The following is an 18,163-nucleotide window of genomic DNA, read 5'->3' on the forward strand; positions in this document are numbered from 1 at the left end:
TCAGCTGGCTCATGACCTTGTGTGCTTGGTCATTGACAGATTGATTGAGATGTCGATTATTCAGGAACCTAACGGGTCCTAGCTTAAACTTGAATTTACACCCAATTTACTCACCCCCAGAATCCAGTTCTTCTCCATCACCGGTTTCGCCGGCTACCAGACCTATGAGCTGGACGGCGCGCAGAATTTCGACGTCGATTCTTACGTCGCCGGCATTGGCGTGGGACTGAACTTCGGTCCGATTTTTGTCAACCTGGGCGGCCACATCGGCCAGAACCTGGGCAACTATGGTGCCTACCAGCCTTATCTGGACGACGATGCCACCCTCGGCGCCACCGACATAGTGGACAATGACGGGCTGGGCTACCTGGCAGTTGTCGGTTTCAAAGCTTCCGACATGTTCACCATCGAAGCCGGTTACGGTCATGAAGAATCCGAACTGGATGATGGTGCCAACAACACCCAGGAGGCCGACCAGTACTACCTGAACGCCACGATCAACATCACCAAGGGCTTCTTCATCGTTCCTGAAGTCGGCATGATTACCCTCAGCGAAGACGCATCCGCTGCGGAACCCGAAACCTTCTACTTTGGTGCCAAATGGCAGATCAACTTCTAATCGCCGCTTAGCGGTTTAGTTAGAAGCCAATTCCAAAAATAAAAAACCCGGGGCGATTGCCCCGGGTTTTTTTTGTACTCAGGCCTGCAGGCCCCTTGGGAAGGGGGTTGCCATCGTCGGTCCGCCCGCGCGCCAATGGCTGAACCCGGTTCCATTGGTCATTGGTTCGATACCCACCGGCGCAATCGGCAACCGCATGAAGGTTGCCTGCCGCGATATCCAAAACCCTCGAAGGCTTGATGAAATCCATCGGATCGTATGATTGCGGGTAAAAAACGCACGACTATTCCACCATTTTCGGTGACCTCAAACGCCACCTCATCGGAATCGGAATCGCTATCGGGATCGACAAGAAAACCGATGCCTCCCAAACCGATAACGGTCCTGAAACCCATTCGGCATCATCCGGGCAGGGTGATGTCTGTTTCTTCGATTTCGATACCGATAGCGTAAGCTTGCGCCGGTCATCTCCCGAACGACGGAGCGAAGCGACCGCATCATTAATGATAACATGTCATTTACACCATTTGGCGCACGCCGCCAAGCATCGGCGCCATCCACCAAGTTCGATCAGTTTTGCGGACTCCGGACATCCGCGTTGTCGCTTCCGGGATGACACCCGTTTGGCGCTCCCTCAGGCGGCCGGCGTGGCCTTTCTATAGCAGCGGCATGGTTGGGTGGACGATCTGGTAAAGAAAAGCCCTTCCCCTGAATCTGAACAGGGGAAGGGCTTTTCTGATGGTGATGCGCTGGGGTGGTCGTGCTGTGGATTATTGGGGGTCGAGATCAAAAGCGATCAGGCTGCTCACCGCATCCGTAAACGCGATGGCACCCTCTTTGGACACCACGGCGATGATCAACTCGTCCTGGCCGTCATTGTCGAAATCGCCGACGACGAAATCGCTGGACCGGCCGCCGAATGTCTGGGTTTTCCATTGGGGGACGAGACCGAGACCGTCCCAGGACATGGACTCGATCTGGGCATTGCTGAAGGATCGAAAGTTCTTGAGCATGCTTTTGGCCAGTTCGGCATGCCGGGCCACCAGGACCTCGGGCTTGCCGTCCCGGTTGATGTCGGCCGTCCGGATTCTCAAGGGAAAAAACTGCAGGTTTTCATGGCCCGGTTCGACCTTGGGAAGAGTGAAAGAGAGGGTGTTGCCGCCGGAGCGGTCGCCGTCTTCCCAGATCATCTCACTGCCATTGCTGTAAACACGGACGCGGTCCCAGTCCGAATAGGCGACGATGGTACTTTGGCCGGAACTGGTGATATCGGCATAGGTTACCCCCATCAGGTTGGCCTTTCCGCTTTTGAGGAGTTGGCGGCCGGGTTCGATTCGATCGCCCTGCCAGCTCATTTCATGGATGGAACCCTGGAAAATGGATGGGTCGCCCGTTCGCTGCCGCTGGCCCAGGAGAACGGTTCCCCTGTCGTTGGTTCGAACCACCCGGTAGTACCAGCTTTCGCCATGGGTTATGCGCTTGTAGCGGCTACCGGTGAATTCCAGAACAAAGGAATCGACGGTGTTCTGGTTGGGCCCCAGACTGGTTACATAAATTTCAGGGATCCCGTTGCCGTTGATGTCGCCGGCATCCGCACCGATATAGGTGCCTGTGCGGGTTTCTGCGATTTCGGTAGATTTGACCAGCCGCCCATTCGCCATGCGGTAGATGGAAACCAGTTTGTCTGATACGACGACGACTTCCTGTTGGCCGTCATTGTCCACATCGGCAACGTCCATCCCGGTGATGCGCGTCTTGAAATTGCGGCTCTTCCAGAAGTTGCGATTTCCGGCAACCGCACCGGCGGCAGGTGCGGTTGCCACGAAGGCCGGGTTGGGCGTCTGGTAGGGTTGGCCGGCCACGGGCACCTCGGTTTCGGGTTGAAGACCCGACTGCAGCAGCTTTTCCGGGTGCATGCGCGGGTCTTGGACTGGCGGTGCCGGTTGAACCCCTCCGGCCGCCGCGGCTCCGGCCGGCACTGCCGCCGGCCGCTGGGCCACCTCGCGGCCGAATACGGCTGCGTTGATGTTGCTGGCGAACTGGTTGATCTGGGGGATCACCTCGCCCATGCTGCGGGTCTGGGCGAAAAAGGGCACAGGGGGCTGCTGGCCGGTCACATCCACCATCTTGGCGTCGATGCTGACGCTTTCGCCGAACACCGTCAGGCTGCCGAAAAGAACGTAGTCGGCCTGGAGTTTGCCGCCCACCAGCAGCGCCCGGCTCTCCCCTTCGAAACCGTCAACGGATGTCAGGGCCGCCTTGGTTTCATTTTTATTGATCACCTCCACCTTGTCCCGCCAGGCCAACCGGGACCCCAACATGTCCATAATGCCCTCCTGAAGAAAGGTCATGTCTTTTTCTGAATTGATGGCGAAGGGAAGGATGGCCACCCGGGCAGGAGCGGCGAGGACCGGAGTGGCAGTGCCGAGCAGCAGCAGGGAGAATAGCAATAATAGGGTGTTGCGGATCAGGTTGCATGAATTGTTCTTCAATGGGGTCTCCTGTACATTGGGTTGTACTTAACCCGGATTAACCGGAAATCATAAATCACAAAAATCAAGAATTAGAAAAAAATTACAAATTACAATAATCAAATTCCAAATAAATTCCAAACAACAATATCGAAATTTCAAACGGGAAGGAAACCCAGAAACTGAGGATTACTTTGATTTTTCCAAAATTGACGAAAGGATCTTTTTTAATTCTATTGCCTCTTGCATCAAACCCTGGGCATTATCACCGTTGTTCAAAGTGTTTGTTTCCTGAATCAGTCTGAGCCAATAGGCGCTTTCTTTGGCTTCTTTACGGCTTATTTTAATTCTCATCAAAAAGTCTTTTTTGCTCAATGATTCATTGGCTTCTCTATAATTTGCACCCACCGAACCTGAAGCCCGGACCAGTTGTCTGCCATCATCGATATTCGCAATCGTTTTAGGCAGTGTTTTAACAAAAAACCGCACCTTTTTGGCGAATTGGAATGTTCTTTCTTCGAGATCATAAGGCTTTTCGTTGATGGCTTCGTACATTTTTTAATTCTATTTGATTTGTTTTTCAGCAGTGAATAAAACGATCATATACGAAATCACAAATCACAATATCCAATTTACAAATTAATTCCAAATCTCAATGCCGAAATTTCAAACGAGTACAAAGGTTGATCTTGTTTGATATTTGGAATTTGGTCATTGTGATTTATTTGGAATTTGTGTTTTGGTTGTTGTAATTTTGACAGTCTGCTTTTAACCCTTCCCTATCGATTCAACCCAACTTCTTTTCCAGTATCTCATTCACCACCTTCGGATTGGCCTTCCCTTTGGTCTGCTTCATCACCTGGCCGACGAAAAAGCTGATCAGTTTTTTCTGGCCGCTGCGGTAGCGTTCGACCTCATCGGGGTGGTCGGCAATGATGCCATCGACGATGGGGTCGATGGCCGATGCGTCGGACACCTGTACCAGCCCCTTCTTTTCGACTATGGTTTCAGGCGGTTGGCCGGTTTCGGCCATGGCCTCGAAGACCGTTTTGGCGATTTTCCCGCTGATCACCTCGGCATCCAGCAGCTTCAGCAGGCCAGTCAGGCTGGTTGGCGAAACCGGCGAGTCAATAATGTCCAGGCCCCTGGCGTTGAGCAGGCCCAGCAGGTCTCCCATGACCCAGTTGGCTATCGTTTTGGGCTGATCGAATTCAGATAGGCAGGCTTCGAAGTAGTCGGCCAGTTCGCGACTGCCGGTCAATACCCGGGCATCATCGGATGACAGGCCGTAGTCTTTCATATACCGGACCTGGCGATCGGCTGGCAGCTCGGGCATCTGCGCGCGCATGCATTCGATCCAGTCCGGGTCGATCACCAGGGGCAGCAGGTCCGGGTCAGGGAAATAGCGGTAGTCATGGGCATCTTCCTTGCCGCGCATGGACACCGTCCGCCCGTTGTCCGGCTGCCACAGGCGGGTCTCCTGGACCACTTGGCCGCCATCGAGAAGGATCTCCTTCTGGCGGGCCATTTCGTAGTAGATGGCCTTTTCCACGTGCTTGAAGGAGTTGAGGTTTTTCACCTCAGCCCGAGTACCGAAGGCGGACGATCCCTCCGGCATGATGGAAACGTTGGCGTCGCAGCGGAAGCTGCCCTCCTCCATGTTGCCGTCGCTGATATCCAGGTATCGAAGGATGGCGCGCAGCTGGCGCAGGTACTCGCCGGCGGCCTCGGGGCTGCGGATGTCCGGCTCACTGACGATTTCCATCAGCGGTACGCCGGTTCGGTTCAGGTCCACCCGGCTGAAGGGGCGATCAGGGTCGTGGATGAGTTTTCCGGCATCCTCTTCCATGTGAATGCGGGTAATTCCGATACGCAGGGAGCTTCCGCCAACCTCGATGTCCAGGTAGCCGTCGGTGGCGATGGGCAGTTCGTATTGGGAGATCTGATAGCCTTTGGGCAGGTCCGGGTAGAAATAGTTCTTGCGTGCGAAGCGGCTTTCCGCCTGGACGGTGCAGTGGGTTGCCAGGGCCATTTTGATGGTATAATCCACCACCTTTTTGTTGAGCACCGGAAGCACGCCGGGCATTCCCAGGCACACCGGACAGGTGTGGGTGTTGGGGGGCGCCCCGAAAGCGGTGGAGCAACTGCAGAATATTTTGGTCCGGGTTTTCAGCTGGGCATGGACTTCAAGGCCGATGACGGGGGTAAATTCCATCTGATTGTGTTCTTTTCGTTGTTTGCAGGCTATTCGTGAAAATCTTCCTCTACCTTGCAAAAGCTTGCACTATCACCAACGGCAATGATTGTAAAGACCGGCATGGCGGTGCTTTGGAATGCATCGACAATGCAACAATCGCTTTCGTCGCCCAATCACCGAGACATGTTTGACGAGTCATCATCTCTTAATTGTATCATCCGCACGCAGCCATGGCCGTTTTATGTGACCGTTTTTTAATCATCGTTGGATGAAGGATCGATGAAGGTGAGATGATCGGTGCCGACGGGATGGCAGATCCCCCGGGCGGCGGGTTCGACACATTGGTCCCCGAAAGGGCGTGTTGGATCGAGAATTTTAGACCCTGGCAAGGTCTCAAAAAAAGGAGGCGTCGGACTTCCTTTTCTGGTATATAAAAAGCACTCCTGAACTTCGAATCCTCCGGTGCCTGGCCGGTTTTCGAACCGCTGGCATCGGACAGGGCTGTTTATTGCAGGAACGACTAAACCCCTCACCACTGCAAGGAGGCTTGAAATGGCCGAGACCGTTATTGTCGACATGCTGGAGAATCACATCGGCGAAATCACCCTGAACCGTCCGGAAAGCCTGAATACGTTCACACTGGCCCTGGCATCGGAACTGACCGCGGCGCTGCTTCAGCTGGACGGTGAATCGGCGGTGAGGGTCGTCATCCTCAAAGGCGCCGGCAAGGCCTTTTGCGCGGGAATCGACGTGGGAGATTTTTTCGGCAAGAGCACCAACGAATACCGGGAGTGGATCACCTCCATGGAAACGCCACTGGAGACGATCAGCCGCATGAAAAAGCCGGTGTTGGCCCAGGTGCACGGCGTGGCTGCGGCCAATGGCGCCGGCCTGGTGGCTGCCTGCGACCTGGCCATTGCCGCCGACAACGCCCGCATGGGCCTGACCGCCATCAATGTGGGCCTCAATTGCGTGGGGCCCGTGATTCCGGTGACACGGTCCGTGGGCCGCAAGCGGGCCATGGAAATGCTGCTCTACGGGGAGCTGCTCAAGGCTCCGGCGGCGCTGGACATGGGACTGGTCAACAAGGTGGTGCCGGCGGACGACCTGGAGATGGAAACCCGGCGCTGGGCCGCCGTGCTGGCCGCCAAAAGTCCCGTAGCCGTTCAGAACGCCAAGTCAGCCTTCTATGCCGCCGCCGACCTGAGTTATGACAAGGCGTTTGCCTATATGAACGAGGCCTTTGCCCGTCTGTGTTCCACCGAAGACGCCAAAGAGGGTGTTTCGGCCTTCCTGGAAAAGCGCAAACCGCAATGGCAGGAGAAGTAGTATAATTAAAATCTTGACGCCCGGAAGCTGTGGAACTAATCTTATCTTACGGCCGACATGCTAATCGTTCCAATCGGGTGCCAACACGGTTTTGCCTTCACAACCCTCGCGCTGAATCCCTACGCGACCTCATTCATTGCAGCGCCAGTTAAATTTTTAAAACAAGCCAAACGCAATCGGACCATTGCCTCAAATGAGGCTCCCGTGCAGACCGACACCTGCACGATCGTTTATTGTCAGGCTGAAAAGCCGTATGTTCGACGATCTGCATCACCATCGTTTGATGAACAGGCACAAGAGGGAGGGTGTGAAAGATGAACGAAAAATCAACCGGTTGGGAATTCCGTATTACGGAGATGGATCTTTTTTCAGGCCTGGACTTGACCGTCATGGGACAGATCGCCGACACCGCCTGCACGGAAGCAACCTATCCCGAAGGCGCGCTGATTTTCAATGAAGGCGATTCGGCAGATGCCCTTTACATTCTAAACAAAGGTGCTGTCGTCCTCAAGATCGGCGGGGAAAAAACCGTCTATCGACTGACTGAGGAGAGCGACATCTTCGGCTGGTCCAGTCTGGTTGAAAACGCACGTTACACGGCCACTGCAATCGCCGCCGCAGATATCCACGCGGTCAGAATCGACACCCGGAAAATGAATCGGGTGTTTAACGACAACCCTGCTTTCGGGCTTGCCGTTTACCGGCGTCTTTCGGCGGTTTTTAACAAAAGGCTGTCCAGTATCTACCACCGGTTTCTGTCCGTTTAACGATACGTTTAAGGTCGTATCATCCATGTGGGACGGTGCGACGCCCATTCGCCGCTGCAGGTGCGATATCCCGCTTAAGGCTGCATCGACGTAGACAAGGAGCGGCAACCATGATCAGAATCCACATTCGGCGGAGAGTCTCCGAGGACAAGCAACAGGCGTTGATGGCGCTGATAAACCAGATGCGATCGTCGATCGTGGGCAGTCCCGGTTATGTGTCCGGTGAAACGCTCAAACGGGTCGATCAGCCGGGTGAGATTCTTGTTATATCGAAATGGCAGTCTCATTACTACTGGTCACAGTGGCATGCCAGTAAGGAGCGCACGGCCTTGCAGGCCGAAATTGACGAATTGCTTGGGGAGCAGACGAATTACGAGATTTACGAATATGAATAGCGATCAACCCAAGCAGGGTTGACGGGAATGCCCGCCGCATGGGTGCTCGCCCGCCAGGTCCGGTGCTCAGATATTTTTCACCTTGGCGATCAGTTTGTCGAACAGTTCAACTTCGACGACCGGTGAGGTGGTAAATGCGATCCCGGTCAAGGTGTTCAGGGCCACCGACGTGGCAAAGGCGTTTTCCGCATCCGGAAAATCTAGCGTAAAAACCAGGTCGTGCCTGCCCATGACCGCGTACATCGAAATGACCTTCCCGCCGTTGGCTTTGATCACCTCAACAGCCTTTTCCGTCCTTTCCGGGCTGATGTTCTGCATCGCCTGCGTGGTGTACTTTCCAAACATCATGAAGATCGGCATGTTTTCCCTCCTTTTTAGATGGTGAATGACAAAGATGGTCGATTCCATTAGAACCTTAAGATCGCAAGTCGGTTCGATGTGGGTTGGATCTGAACAGATCCGCATGCATGGTGACATGAGAAGGAGGTAGGATGAGGCGCTGAGAACGTGCTAAAGCACGGGTTGCCGATACCGACGCGGCAATCGGTGCAGGTGTGAAGATCTGCAGACCTTATCAGATGGTCGAATTATAGACGAAAATGATGGGTGCTGCAAGACCCCGATCCTTGGGACGGCAGAACATAGATGCTAAAAAGGCTGTGGGCTGGTATAAATCCGTGCCAAATTTCTTGCTATCAGCTATCGGCTGGACTATTACTCTGGCAACCAAAGATGCCAGCCACATCTTGCCCGGCTTTCTCCGGAATGACATCCATAGGCATGGTTGATTGACAAAATATCAACAAACGCTGAGTTGAGGTAAAAAGACGATTCAAAAGTGACTGCGGCATGAAAAAAATCGCTATCGGAATCATCGCCCTCAGCGCGATTGCGGCGGTCTATCATTTCATCACGCCTGCCTCCACGATTGTCAATCGCGTGCCGTCCGGCGAGACCATTGTTTGCTTCGGCGACAGCCTGACATACGGGACCGGTGCATCCAAAGGGATGGATTATCCGGCCCAACTGTCGCGCCTGATCGGCCTGCCCATTATCAATGCCGGTGTCCCCGGCGATACGACCGCAACGGCGTTGAATAGGCTGGACAGTCTCCTGGAAACACGTCCGCGGGTGGTATTGATTACCCTGGGGGGCAATGATCTTAAAAACGGTATACCCCGGCAGACCGCATTCGCCAACCTGCGGGCGATCATCCGCTCCATTCAGGCCGAGGGCGCCCTGGTCATCATCGGTGGCATCGATATCCCTTTCTACGGCAAGGGCTTTGGTGAATCCTATCGGGAACTGGCCGAAGCGACCGGAACGGTGCTGGTACCCAATGTGTTCGCCGGCATCATGGGCAGGCGCAGCCTGATGAGCGACCCCATCCACCCCAACAGCCGGGGGTACGGCATCATGGCGCAACATTTTTACCGTGCCCTTCAGCCGTATATATAGCCCTCATCGACCCCCATCTTCCATGCGGCATTGATTAATTCCGACAAAGGCCTTAACGTTGGTCGTTGCTTTGAAATTGAAATTCCACTAAAAAGCAAACAGCAAACAATGGTCAAAGAAACGAATCTCTTGCCGGAGTGTGGCAGGTGTTCGAACCGAACCGTGACGTGAAAAAATGGCGGCCTCCTTCGATATTCAGATGAAAGTGCCTTTCCACGACCTGGATCCCATGCAGGTCGTCTGGCACGGCAATTACTTCAAGTATTTTGACGTGGCCCGATTCGGTCTCTTCGAATCGGTGGGCGTCGATCTTTACGGCTATCTTGAATCCCGGCAGATGGTGTTTCCCATCACCCGGTCTTCCATCAAGCACATCCTGCCGCTGCGCTTTGACGACACCTTCGTCTGCCGGGCGACGGTCACTGAAGCCCGCTATAAGATCGCCATGGATTTTGAAATCCGCCGTGTCGACACCGGCGAGATATGCACCCGGGGGAGAGGCGAACAGGTGGCCGTGAGGCTGCCCGACATGAACCTGGAGTTTGAAATTCCGCCGGAGATCACCCGGGCGCTGGGGTGTTGAGCATGGAACGATCCTCTGCCCCGGCCTTCACCCAGGCCCTGGTGGCCGGCTGCGAGCGGGTGGCGGCCTGGGCCGACCTGCTGGACGAGATCAACGTCTTTCCCGTTGCCGACGGTGACACGGGCCGCAACCTGAAAATCAGCCTGGGTCCCCTCGGGCGTGCCGATGGGGTTTCGTCCGGTCTCACTAAGGCGCTGATCCGATCCGCCACGGGAAACTCCGGTAATATCGCCGCCGCGTTTTTTTCAAGGTTCCTGTCGGAATCGGAATCCAGTGGCATGCATCCTTCGCTGGTATCCGGCAGGAATGCCGCCTGGCACGCCGTGGTCGACCCCAAGCCCGGCACCATGCTGACGATGTTCGACGCCCTGGTTCAGGCCACAGAAAAATGGCCGACAGGCGGTGCCAAGGTCGATGTCGACAGGGTCGTCGACCATCTGGACAAGGCGGTCCGCTCGACAGTGGAACTGCTGCCACAGCTGAAACAGGCCGGTGTGGTGGATGCCGGCGCCCTGGGCATGTTCATTTTTTTCGAAGGCTTCTTCTGCCGGTTGGCGGGTGACACGGCGGATATGGTGCCGGTGACCGAGCGCTTTGCCGGCCTGCTGAAGGTAGCCGGTGACGTCGCCGGCGGGCAATTCCCGGGCTATTGTGTGAATACGATCATCCATGCGCCGGAATCCGTCCACCTGGCATCGGGTGCTGCCGGTCTGGGGGACAGCGTGGTGGCCGTTGCGGATGGGGATCGACTCCGGCTTCATCTTCATACCCGGAATCAGCAGGCAACCCGCTCGCGGCTCGAAGCCTTGGGTGACATCGTCGACTGGCAGGTTGAATCCATGGGGGGGCATGGCCCGTTGCCCTTTCCCGGGGTTGACGGCCAATCGGTTCACGTGATGACCGATGCGGCAGGCTCCATCACCCGGGCGGAGGCCCGCACGCTCGGTATCACCCTGCTGGACAGTCAATTGGTGGTGGGCGACCGCAGCGCACCGGAAACCCTGTTCGACGCACAGCAGATGTATCGGGCCATGTCTGCCGGCCGGCGGGTATCCACGGGACAGGCCTCCGTGTTCCAGAAGCATCAGAGCTACCAGAGCGCGGTTGGCCGCCACGACGATGTGCTCTACCTGACCGTTGGATCGGTCTACACGGGCAACTTTGACACCGCCAGCCGGTGGCGTGAGGCGCACGGTATGGCAGAGCGTTTCATGGTGATGGATACCGGCGCCGCCTCGGGCCGCTTGGGCCTCATCGCCACGATGGTCGCCCGGTTTGCCCGATCGGGCAAACCGCTGAAGGCGGTGGCCGAGTTTGCCAGGCAGGCCATCGAGGGCTGCGACGAACTGATCTTTCTGGAGCAGCTCAGATTTCTGGCCGCCGGTGGCCGGATTTCCCGGTCAAGGGGTTTTTTTGGTGATCTTCTGGGCATCAAGCCGGTGATCAGTCCCACTGCCGACGGTGCCGCCAAGGTGGGCACCGTCAGAAAGTCTGCCGACCAGCTGCCCTTCGCACTGGAATACTTGAAGCAGCGGTTTTCACCGGAGGATCGGTTGACGATCCTGCTGCAGTTCTCCGACAATGAGAAACGGGTCCGGGAAACCATCTTGCCCGACATCCAGCTGCAGTTTCCGCGGGCGTCGATTACGGCCAGCCGCCTTTCCCTGACTGCCGGCGCCCACATGGGGCCGGGGACGTGGGCGGTGGCGTTTTGCCCTGATTTAGTTGGTGCCCATGCATAATTGGCATCTTGCGGCCTTGGCCTGAACCCCAACCGGCCAATTCTGAATGGACACTGATATAGAAGAACACAATCAAAAGGATCACTTATGAAACAGACCCGAATAATCGTCGTGCTGATCCTGGCTGCCAGCCTGATACTCCTTTCCGGCTGCGCCTATGTGAATGTGAAATCGCCCCTGGATGTGGATCTGGATCAAACCACCCTGGGCGAAAAGAGCGGCGTTGCCGAGGCCCGCAGCATCCTCTGGCTGTTTGCCTGGGGCGATGCCAGCTATGCCGCCGCAGCGGCCGATGGCGGTATCACCACCATGCGGCATGCGGATCAGGAAATATTCAATGTCCTGTTTGGCCTGTATACCCGCTGGCGGGTGGTGGTTTATGGAGACTGACCGGTCGATGACGATCCGTTCGGCGACGGCTTGGTTGATGCTGGCGATGGCCGCCATGGCGGGCCTGGCCGGCTGTGGCACGGGACCGCTGGTGGGCCTCGTGTATACCAACGTGAAAATGCCCTTGACCCGTGACCTGAAATCGACCCCCCTGCCGGCGCATCCGCCGGTTTCGGATCGTATAGTCGAGATCAAGGAGCCGTTTTCGGGTCTGGGCATGTATGCCCGGGTGAGTTCCAATGCCATTGGCGACATCGCCCGGCAAAACGGCGTGGATCCCCTTTTTTTTGCCGATCAGGAAGTGTTCAGCGTACTGGGCATCTGGAAGACCCAGCGTGTGTTTCTATACGGGGAGACCGGCGGCGCGCCTGAACGGCAGGAAGACGGAGCAGCCACGGACCCATGACCACCCACCCGGAAACCACCGAAGAACAGCCCGGCGAACCCCGCTTTGCCGTGATTATCCCCACATACAACCATGGTCGCCGGGTCGTCGCGGTGGTGCGACAGGCGATGTCGCTGGGATTGCCGATTTTCGTGGTGGATGACGGTTCCACCGACGATACGGCGACGCGGTTGCGTTCCATTATAGGCATTCACCGGTTGGTTCATCCGCAAAATCGTGGCAAAGGTGCTGCCCTGCTCACCGGCATGCGCGCGGCAGCCGAGGTCGCCGACTATGCCGTCACCATCGACGCCGATGGCCAGCACGACCCCGTCGACGCGCTCAAGCTGATGGCCGCCATCCCCGCAAAGCGGCGGGCCATCGTGGTGGGACGGCGGAAAATGGCCGACGCGCCGTGGACCAGTCGCCAGGGACGCCGCTTTTCCAACTTCTGGGTGCGGGTGTCCGGGGGGCCGACGCTGAGCGACTCCCAGAGCGGATTCCGGATTTACCCGCTGCCGGAGACCTTGGAACTGGGGGTCGTCGCCAGACGATACCAGTTCGAAGTGGAAGTGCTGGCCAGGGCGGCCTGGCAGGGGATACCAGTGAAAGAGGCGACCATTTCCGCCGACTACGGATCCGCGTTGCCCCGGATCTCCCACTTTCACCCGTTCATCGATTTCATGCGTAACTTCGGTGCCTTCAGCCGGCTCATCACCCGCCGGGTCTTCACACCGTCCCTGTGGCGGCCGGGTGTGAGACGCATTCGGTCCCGCTGATCCCATGAGAGCCGTCTTCTACCGCATCCTTGTTTGGTTGACCCGTTGCTTTGGCCTGTGGTTCTTCAGCCTCATCGCAGGAGGCATCGCCGTCGGGTATTTTTTTCTTTTTCCCCGGCGGGTGGCGGTGGGCATGCGCTTTTACCGGGCCCTTTACCCCCATAAAAGCCGGACCTTTCACCGCTGGTGCACCTTCCGCCAGTTTCTGGACTTCACCCATGTGTTCCGGGATCGGTTGTTGCTCTCGGATCCGTTGAAAATCACCACCGACTTCAATGGGTGGGAGCGTCTTCGGGATGCCATGGGGCACCGGGGCGGCATCCTGCTCATGTCCCACATGGGCAACTGGGAAGTGGCGGCCAGGCTGCTCAAAAAGACGCTCCCGGACCTGCGGCTGATGCTCTACATGGGCGTCAAACAGAAAGAGCAGATTGAAGGCTTGCAGAAGCAGACCGTCCGCGGCAGCGATATCCACATTGTCGGTGTGGATGATGCCGGCGGGTCCCCCTTCGACATCGTTGAAGGCATCCGGCATCTGCGCGGCGGCGGCCTGGTATCCCTCACCGGCGATCGGATTTGGCAGGCGGACCAGCGTACCGTTGCGGTTCGCTTTTTAGGTCAGACCGTCCACCTGCCTGCGGCGCCCTATGTCCTGGCAATGGCCGCCGATGCCCCCCTATTTGTTTTTTTTGCCGTGCGCACCGGCAAGTGCCATTACCGCTTTTTCGCCTCACCGCCCATCATCGTGCCGGCAGCCGACCGCGGCCGGCGTGAAACGGCAATGGTCCATGCTGCCCAGCAGTATGCCGATTTGCTGGAAACTACCGTCCGCCGCTATCCTTTTCAGTGGCACCATTTCGAGCCGTTTCTGGACGCTGGGCAATAAGGGGAGCAGGAGGCGGACCGCAAGCGAAAACAACCGGTTCGACAGACCAGCGGACCGATCGATATGCCTGTTGGCTGATGGATGGGGATCGTGGTCATTCTTTTGGCGCTCTCTTTAAATATGAACCATTTTATAGTAGAAGGCGGGCTGACCGATTTTGCAGACAGGATAGGAATCGAATGACACGCGACGAGATTGAAACAGCGATCGTCAGGATTTTCGCCGATCAATTTGAAATTGAAGGTCCGGGCCTGGACGAGGACCTGCGGGAGGTCCATGAATTCGACAGTATCGATGCCATCGAACTGCTGCGCGAAATTGAGATCCTGCTGGGTGTCCAGCTGGCTCGCGAAGATAAAAAGGCCGCCATGGAGATCCGTACCATCAACCAGATCGTGGACTATGTGGTCAGGCTGGACGCAAAGGCCGGATGATCAATTGGGAATGGCCGGATTTTGCAGGAGCGGCATTTCCACTGGATCAAAAACCCAGAAAATCCAGTAACCTAAAGAATAGTTAAAAAAGAATGACATGCAACGACGAGTCGTTATCACCGGCGGAGCGGCTATCACCCCCATCGGCAGCACCCGGGCCGAGATCATCCGGCACCTGACCCACGGCCTGTCCGGCGTTCGCCGGATGAAGGACGACGAACTGCTGGTGGCGCATATCCACTGCAAGGTCTTCGGTACCGTGTCCGATCCGCCGGCGTTCGATTTTGCCCGGCGGGACCGTAAAACCATGGGGCCGGTTGCCTACTACGCCTGCCAGGTGGCCAAAGACGCCTTGGCCCAGTCAGGCCTGTCCGATGAATTCATCCGCAGCGGACGCCTGGGGGTGGCCTTCGGCTCCACCCATGGCAGCCCGACGGTCCAGCGGGACATCTACCGCACCTTTTTCAGCGACGACGCCTCCAAGCTGCACAACGTGGGCGCCGTCGACTACCTGAAATCCATGGTGCACACCACGGCGGTGAACATTACCAAGATGTTCGGCATCCGGGGGCGGGTGATCAGTTCCTCCACGGCCTGCACCACCTCCAGCCAGTCCATCGGATTCGGCTACGAGGCCGTCAAATACGGGCTGCAGGATGCCATGCTCTGCGGCGGCGCCGACGAATACGACACCACCACGGTGGCGGTGTTCGACAACCTGCTGGCCTGCTCGACGGACTACAACGACACGCCGCATCTCACCCCCCGTCCCTTCGACAAGGGCCGTGACGGACTGGTGGTGGGGGAGGGTGCCGGGGCCGTCGTGCTGGAGGACCTAGCGTCGGCCCAACGGCGCGGCGCCGCGATCCTGGGCGAAGTGATCGGTTTTTCCTGCTACAACAATGGCGGCGATCTTATCCTGCCCAACCGGGAGGGCATCTCCCTGGCCATCGAACAGGGATTGGCCAATGCTCGCATCACCGCAGCGGATGTGGACTGGATCAGCGCCCATGCGACGGCCACCAAGATGGGCGATGTCACCGAGGCCCAATCCATCGCCGCCGTTTACGGCAGCCGCCCACGGGTTACCGGCCTGAAAAGCTATATGGGCCATACCATGGGATCCTGCGGGGCCATCGAAACCCTCATCGCCCTGTATCAGATGGCAGAGGGGTTCATTGCCCCCACGTTGCACCTGGAGACGGTCGACGACCGCTGCGCCATGCTCAACCATGTCACCGAGTTGGTGCAGGCCCCCATCGACATCGCTGCCATCCAGAATTTCGCCTTTGGGGGCGTCAATACGTGTCTGTTCGTCAAGAAGTGGTCCGAATAAAAAATGAACGTTGACCATCTATCGTCCACCATCGACGGGTGAACCGCGATAGCAACTGTATTTTCCGTGGCTTGCCGCGGGTCGGGCGCAATGAAAACCACTCCCCTGCAAAAATGGCAGTCTGCCCTCAAGGACCTGATTATCACCCTGATCCTGTGGGGCTACTACACGATCGGGTTTGTGGTCCTGTTCGCACCCTTTTATGCCTGGGCCCGGCTGTTCTCCACGGATGTAACCCTGGCCTTTCAGCGTCTCAACGCCCGGTTTTACCGGTGGTTTTTCGTGCTGCTGCGATGGTTGGTGCCGGTTTGCCAATGGCAGGTGGACCCCGCGGTGAAGACGATAAGGGGTGCGGTGATGGTGGCCAACCACCTCTCCTACCTGGATCCGATCCTGTTGATCTCTTTTTTTGAGCGTCACACCACCATCGCCAAACAGCGGCTGTTCCACATCCCGCTGTATGGACGGATGCTGCGCCTTTCCGGTTATATCCCCTCGTCGGCCGACGGTCCCCTGGCGGAGATCATGCTGGCCAGCATGGAGAAAATGCCCGCTTTTCTCTCCGGCGGCGGCAACCTGATCATTTTTCCCGAGGGCACCCGCAGCCGTGACGGGCAGATCGGAGCCCTGAACACGGGGGCCTTCAAGATCGCCCGGCTGTGCAATGCACCCATCCATGTGGTATATATCCAGAACACGGCCCGGCTCTTCCGGCCGGGGCAATTCCTGTTCGACACCTGTTCGGCCAATACGGTCCGCGTTGAACACCTGGCCCGCATCGAACCCGGCTATGACGATGCCGATTTTTCCCTCAAGGACTTGATGGCGCATGTGCGCGGAATGATGGAAACCCGGCGGTTACAGGTGAGATAAGCGATTACCGCGCATTCTCATGGAGGTTTAATGAAGATCCTGCTTTTATCCATGCCCGATGTGGCACCGGTGATCATGCACGAGTCGGCCTTTCACATGCCCAACCTGGGCATCGCCAGCATCGGTGCCAATATCGACGACGGCCACGAGGTTTACGTCGTTGACCTGGTCCGCAAGCGACTGGGGCTCAGAAAGCACCTCGTGCGCATGCTTAACGCCCTGAATCCCGACCTGGTGGGTCTGTCCGCCATGACCTGGCAATACGCCACCTGCGTCAAGATCATCAGGCTGATCAGGCAGTTGCTGCCGGAGGCGAGGATCGCTATCGGCGGCTATCACGCCACGCTCATGTTTGAAGAGATCGCTGCATCAGACGAGGCGCAGGCGATCGATTTCATGGTGCGGGGGGAGGGCGAGGAGACCTTCCGGCGACTGGTCAGAGCGCTGGACGGCAAGGATCGCCTGGCAGATATTCCTTCGTTGTCCTACAAGAATGAAAAGGGGTTCATCCACAATCCCAAAGGCGACCTGATGGACCTGTCCCGACTCAAGCTGCCCATACGCGACAAGCGTCGCCTGACCTGGGGCTACCACGTCATGAACCGGAACATGGAAATGATGGAAACCTCACGGGGCTGCACCCGCAACTGCAACTTCTGCAGCATCCGGCATATGTACGGGCGTTCCTTCAGACCCTTTCCCATACAGCGGGTTTTGGCGGACATCGACGATATCTACTACACGCGCAAGGTTCGCTACGTTTTCGTTTCCGACGACAACCTGGTCATGGATCCCGCGCGGGTGATCCGGCTGTGCGACGCCATTATCGCCAGGGGGTACCGCAACCTGACCTTCGTGGTTCAGGCCGACTGCGTCACCATGTCCCGAAACGAGAAAATGGTGGAGAAGATGGCCCAGGCCGGCTTCAGGTCGATCTTTCTGGGCATGGAGAATGCCTCGAAAAAGAACCTGGTCGCCGCCAACAAGGGCGACATCCTGGATGCCTCGAAAAAGGCGGTGGAGATCTGCCACAAATACGGCATCGTGGTCGTTGGCGGATTGATTTTCGGATTCCCGGACGATGGCGAGCCAGAGATCATCGAGAATTACCAATTTCTCAAATCCACCGGTGCGGACACCGCCTATTGCCAGATTCTCACCCCCTACCCCAAGACAGGCATCCGCCGGCAGTTGATGGATCAGGGGCTGGTTACCAACCCCTATGATTATTCCCGCTACAACGGCATGTGGGCCAATGTCAGGACCCGGCAGCTCTCCTCCGATCAGCTGCAGTATCTGTTCTGGTACCACAACCAGAAGATCATGGGCTGGTGGAATCCGTCCGAACGCATCCGCAAGCAGGGCCGGTTCTGGACGTCCATCTGGCTGTATGCCTTCAAACCCCTGCTGAAGGTGATCATCGCCCGGCAGCAAAAACGGCTCGGCTGGCGGGGTCGATTCGAGCAGGAGATAAAAGCCCGGGCGGCGGTTAACCGGTTTGCGGATCTGGACTGATAGG

The 18,163-nt window shown here is 57.1% G+C and carries 19 protein-coding genes; 15 read left to right on the plus strand and 4 right to left on the minus strand.

What is annotated here, in order from left to right; genetic code table 11:
* The first annotated feature begins 220 nt into the window (after positions 1–220).
* Positions 221–619 carry a hypothetical protein gene (locus ACZCED_RS13460; RefSeq protein WP_464860998.1) on the plus strand — a complete coding sequence of 133 codons (399 nt, stop codon included), beginning with the start codon at positions 221–223 and terminating at the stop codon, positions 617–619.
* A gap of 770 nt (positions 620–1,389) precedes the next feature.
* Here the strand turns inward: ACZCED_RS13460 and ACZCED_RS13465 are convergent.
* The 3 genes from ACZCED_RS13465 to gatB all read right to left on the minus strand — a co-directional run bounded on the left by ACZCED_RS13465 (position 1,390) and on the right by gatB (position 5,305).
* Positions 1,390–3,111 (minus strand): FG-GAP-like repeat-containing protein, encoded by a 1,722-nt coding sequence (locus tag ACZCED_RS13465; RefSeq protein WP_464860999.1) that lies wholly within the window; start codon positions 3,109–3,111, stop codon positions 1,390–1,392.
* Positions 3,112–3,279: 168 nt separating this feature from the next.
* Positions 3,280–3,645 (minus strand): four helix bundle protein, encoded by a 366-nt coding sequence (locus ACZCED_RS13470; RefSeq protein WP_462968518.1) that lies wholly within the window; start codon positions 3,643–3,645, stop codon positions 3,280–3,282.
* 232 nt (positions 3,646–3,877) lie between these two features.
* Positions 3,878–5,305 carry an Asp-tRNA(Asn)/Glu-tRNA(Gln) amidotransferase subunit GatB gene (gatB, locus tag ACZCED_RS13475; protein ID WP_464861000.1) on the minus strand — a complete coding sequence of 476 codons (1,428 nt, stop codon included), beginning with the start codon at positions 5,303–5,305 and terminating at the stop codon, positions 3,878–3,880.
* Between the two features lie 534 nt (positions 5,306–5,839).
* On the opposite strand from gatB, the gene ACZCED_RS13480 reads away from it, so the two are divergent.
* The 3 genes from ACZCED_RS13480 (at position 5,840) to ACZCED_RS13490 (ending at position 7,778) form a co-directional block, all read left to right on the plus strand.
* Positions 5,840–6,616 (plus strand): enoyl-CoA hydratase/isomerase family protein, encoded by a 777-nt coding sequence (locus tag ACZCED_RS13480; RefSeq protein ID WP_464861001.1) that lies wholly within the window; start codon positions 5,840–5,842, stop codon positions 6,614–6,616.
* A gap of 314 nt (positions 6,617–6,930) precedes the next feature.
* Positions 6,931–7,383 carry a cyclic nucleotide-binding domain-containing protein gene (locus tag ACZCED_RS13485; RefSeq protein ID WP_462968515.1) on the plus strand — a complete coding sequence of 151 codons (453 nt, stop codon included), beginning with the start codon at positions 6,931–6,933 and terminating at the stop codon, positions 7,381–7,383.
* A 110-nt stretch (positions 7,384–7,493) separates the two neighbouring features.
* Positions 7,494–7,778: an antibiotic biosynthesis monooxygenase family protein gene (locus tag ACZCED_RS13490; RefSeq protein ID WP_462968514.1), complete on the plus strand. Its 285-nt coding sequence runs from the start codon at positions 7,494–7,496 to the stop codon at positions 7,776–7,778.
* Between the two features lie 66 nt (positions 7,779–7,844).
* Here ACZCED_RS13490 and ACZCED_RS13495 read toward each other — a convergent pair whose 3' ends face one another.
* Positions 7,845–8,138 carry a GYD domain-containing protein gene (locus ACZCED_RS13495; protein ID WP_462968513.1) on the minus strand — a complete coding sequence of 98 codons (294 nt, stop codon included), beginning with the start codon at positions 8,136–8,138 and terminating at the stop codon, positions 7,845–7,847.
* A 489-nt stretch (positions 8,139–8,627) separates the two neighbouring features.
* Here ACZCED_RS13495 and ACZCED_RS13500 point away from each other — a divergent pair, with 489 nt between their 5' ends.
* From ACZCED_RS13500 to ACZCED_RS13550, 11 genes are all read left to right on the plus strand, one after another.
* The gene (locus ACZCED_RS13500; protein WP_464861002.1) at positions 8,628–9,236 is read left to right on the plus strand and encodes an arylesterase; all 609 of its coding nucleotides are present in this window, start codon (positions 8,628–8,630) and stop codon (positions 9,234–9,236) included.
* 199 nt (positions 9,237–9,435) lie between these two features.
* On the plus strand, positions 9,436–9,819 hold the full coding sequence (locus tag ACZCED_RS13505) for an acyl-CoA thioesterase (protein WP_462968511.1): 384 nt from the start codon (positions 9,436–9,438) through the stop codon (positions 9,817–9,819).
* A gap of 2 nt (positions 9,820–9,821) precedes the next feature.
* Positions 9,822–11,561, plus strand: a complete 1,740-nt coding sequence (locus tag ACZCED_RS13510) for a DegV family protein (RefSeq protein ID WP_464861003.1) — start codon at positions 9,822–9,824, stop codon at positions 11,559–11,561.
* An 87-nt stretch (positions 11,562–11,648) separates the two neighbouring features.
* Positions 11,649–11,951: a TRL domain-containing protein gene (locus ACZCED_RS13515; RefSeq protein WP_462968601.1), complete on the plus strand. Its 303-nt coding sequence runs from the start codon at positions 11,649–11,651 to the stop codon at positions 11,949–11,951.
* A 7-nt stretch (positions 11,952–11,958) separates the two neighbouring features.
* On the plus strand, positions 11,959–12,357 hold the full coding sequence (locus ACZCED_RS13520; RefSeq protein ID WP_462968602.1) for a hypothetical protein: 399 nt from the start codon (positions 11,959–11,961) through the stop codon (positions 12,355–12,357).
* The gene (locus ACZCED_RS13525) at positions 12,354–13,115 is read left to right on the plus strand and encodes a glycosyltransferase family 2 protein (RefSeq protein WP_464861004.1); all 762 of its coding nucleotides are present in this window, start codon (positions 12,354–12,356) and stop codon (positions 13,113–13,115) included. Before ACZCED_RS13520 ends, ACZCED_RS13525 begins: the two co-directional genes overlap by 4 nt.
* Positions 13,116–13,119: 4 nt before the next feature.
* Complete coding sequence (locus ACZCED_RS13530) at positions 13,120–14,001, plus strand: LpxL/LpxP family acyltransferase (RefSeq protein WP_464861005.1); 882 nt, start codon at positions 13,120–13,122, stop codon at positions 13,999–14,001.
* A 179-nt stretch (positions 14,002–14,180) separates the two neighbouring features.
* The gene (locus ACZCED_RS13535) at positions 14,181–14,435 is read left to right on the plus strand and encodes an acyl carrier protein (protein WP_462968605.1); all 255 of its coding nucleotides are present in this window, start codon (positions 14,181–14,183) and stop codon (positions 14,433–14,435) included.
* A gap of 97 nt (positions 14,436–14,532) precedes the next feature.
* Entirely contained in the window at positions 14,533–15,771 is a 1,239-nt protein-coding gene (locus ACZCED_RS13540; protein ID WP_462968606.1) for a beta-ketoacyl synthase N-terminal-like domain-containing protein, read from the plus strand.
* Positions 15,772–15,861: 90 nt separating this feature from the next.
* On the plus strand, positions 15,862–16,644 hold the full coding sequence (locus ACZCED_RS13545; protein WP_464861006.1) for a lysophospholipid acyltransferase family protein: 783 nt from the start codon (positions 15,862–15,864) through the stop codon (positions 16,642–16,644).
* A gap of 30 nt (positions 16,645–16,674) precedes the next feature.
* The gene (locus tag ACZCED_RS13550) at positions 16,675–18,159 is read left to right on the plus strand and encodes a B12-binding domain-containing radical SAM protein (protein WP_464861007.1); all 1,485 of its coding nucleotides are present in this window, start codon (positions 16,675–16,677) and stop codon (positions 18,157–18,159) included.
* The last annotated feature ends 4 nt before the right edge of the window (positions 18,160–18,163 follow it).

It is taken from the genome of Desulfosarcina sp. (genome assembly GCF_055467485.1).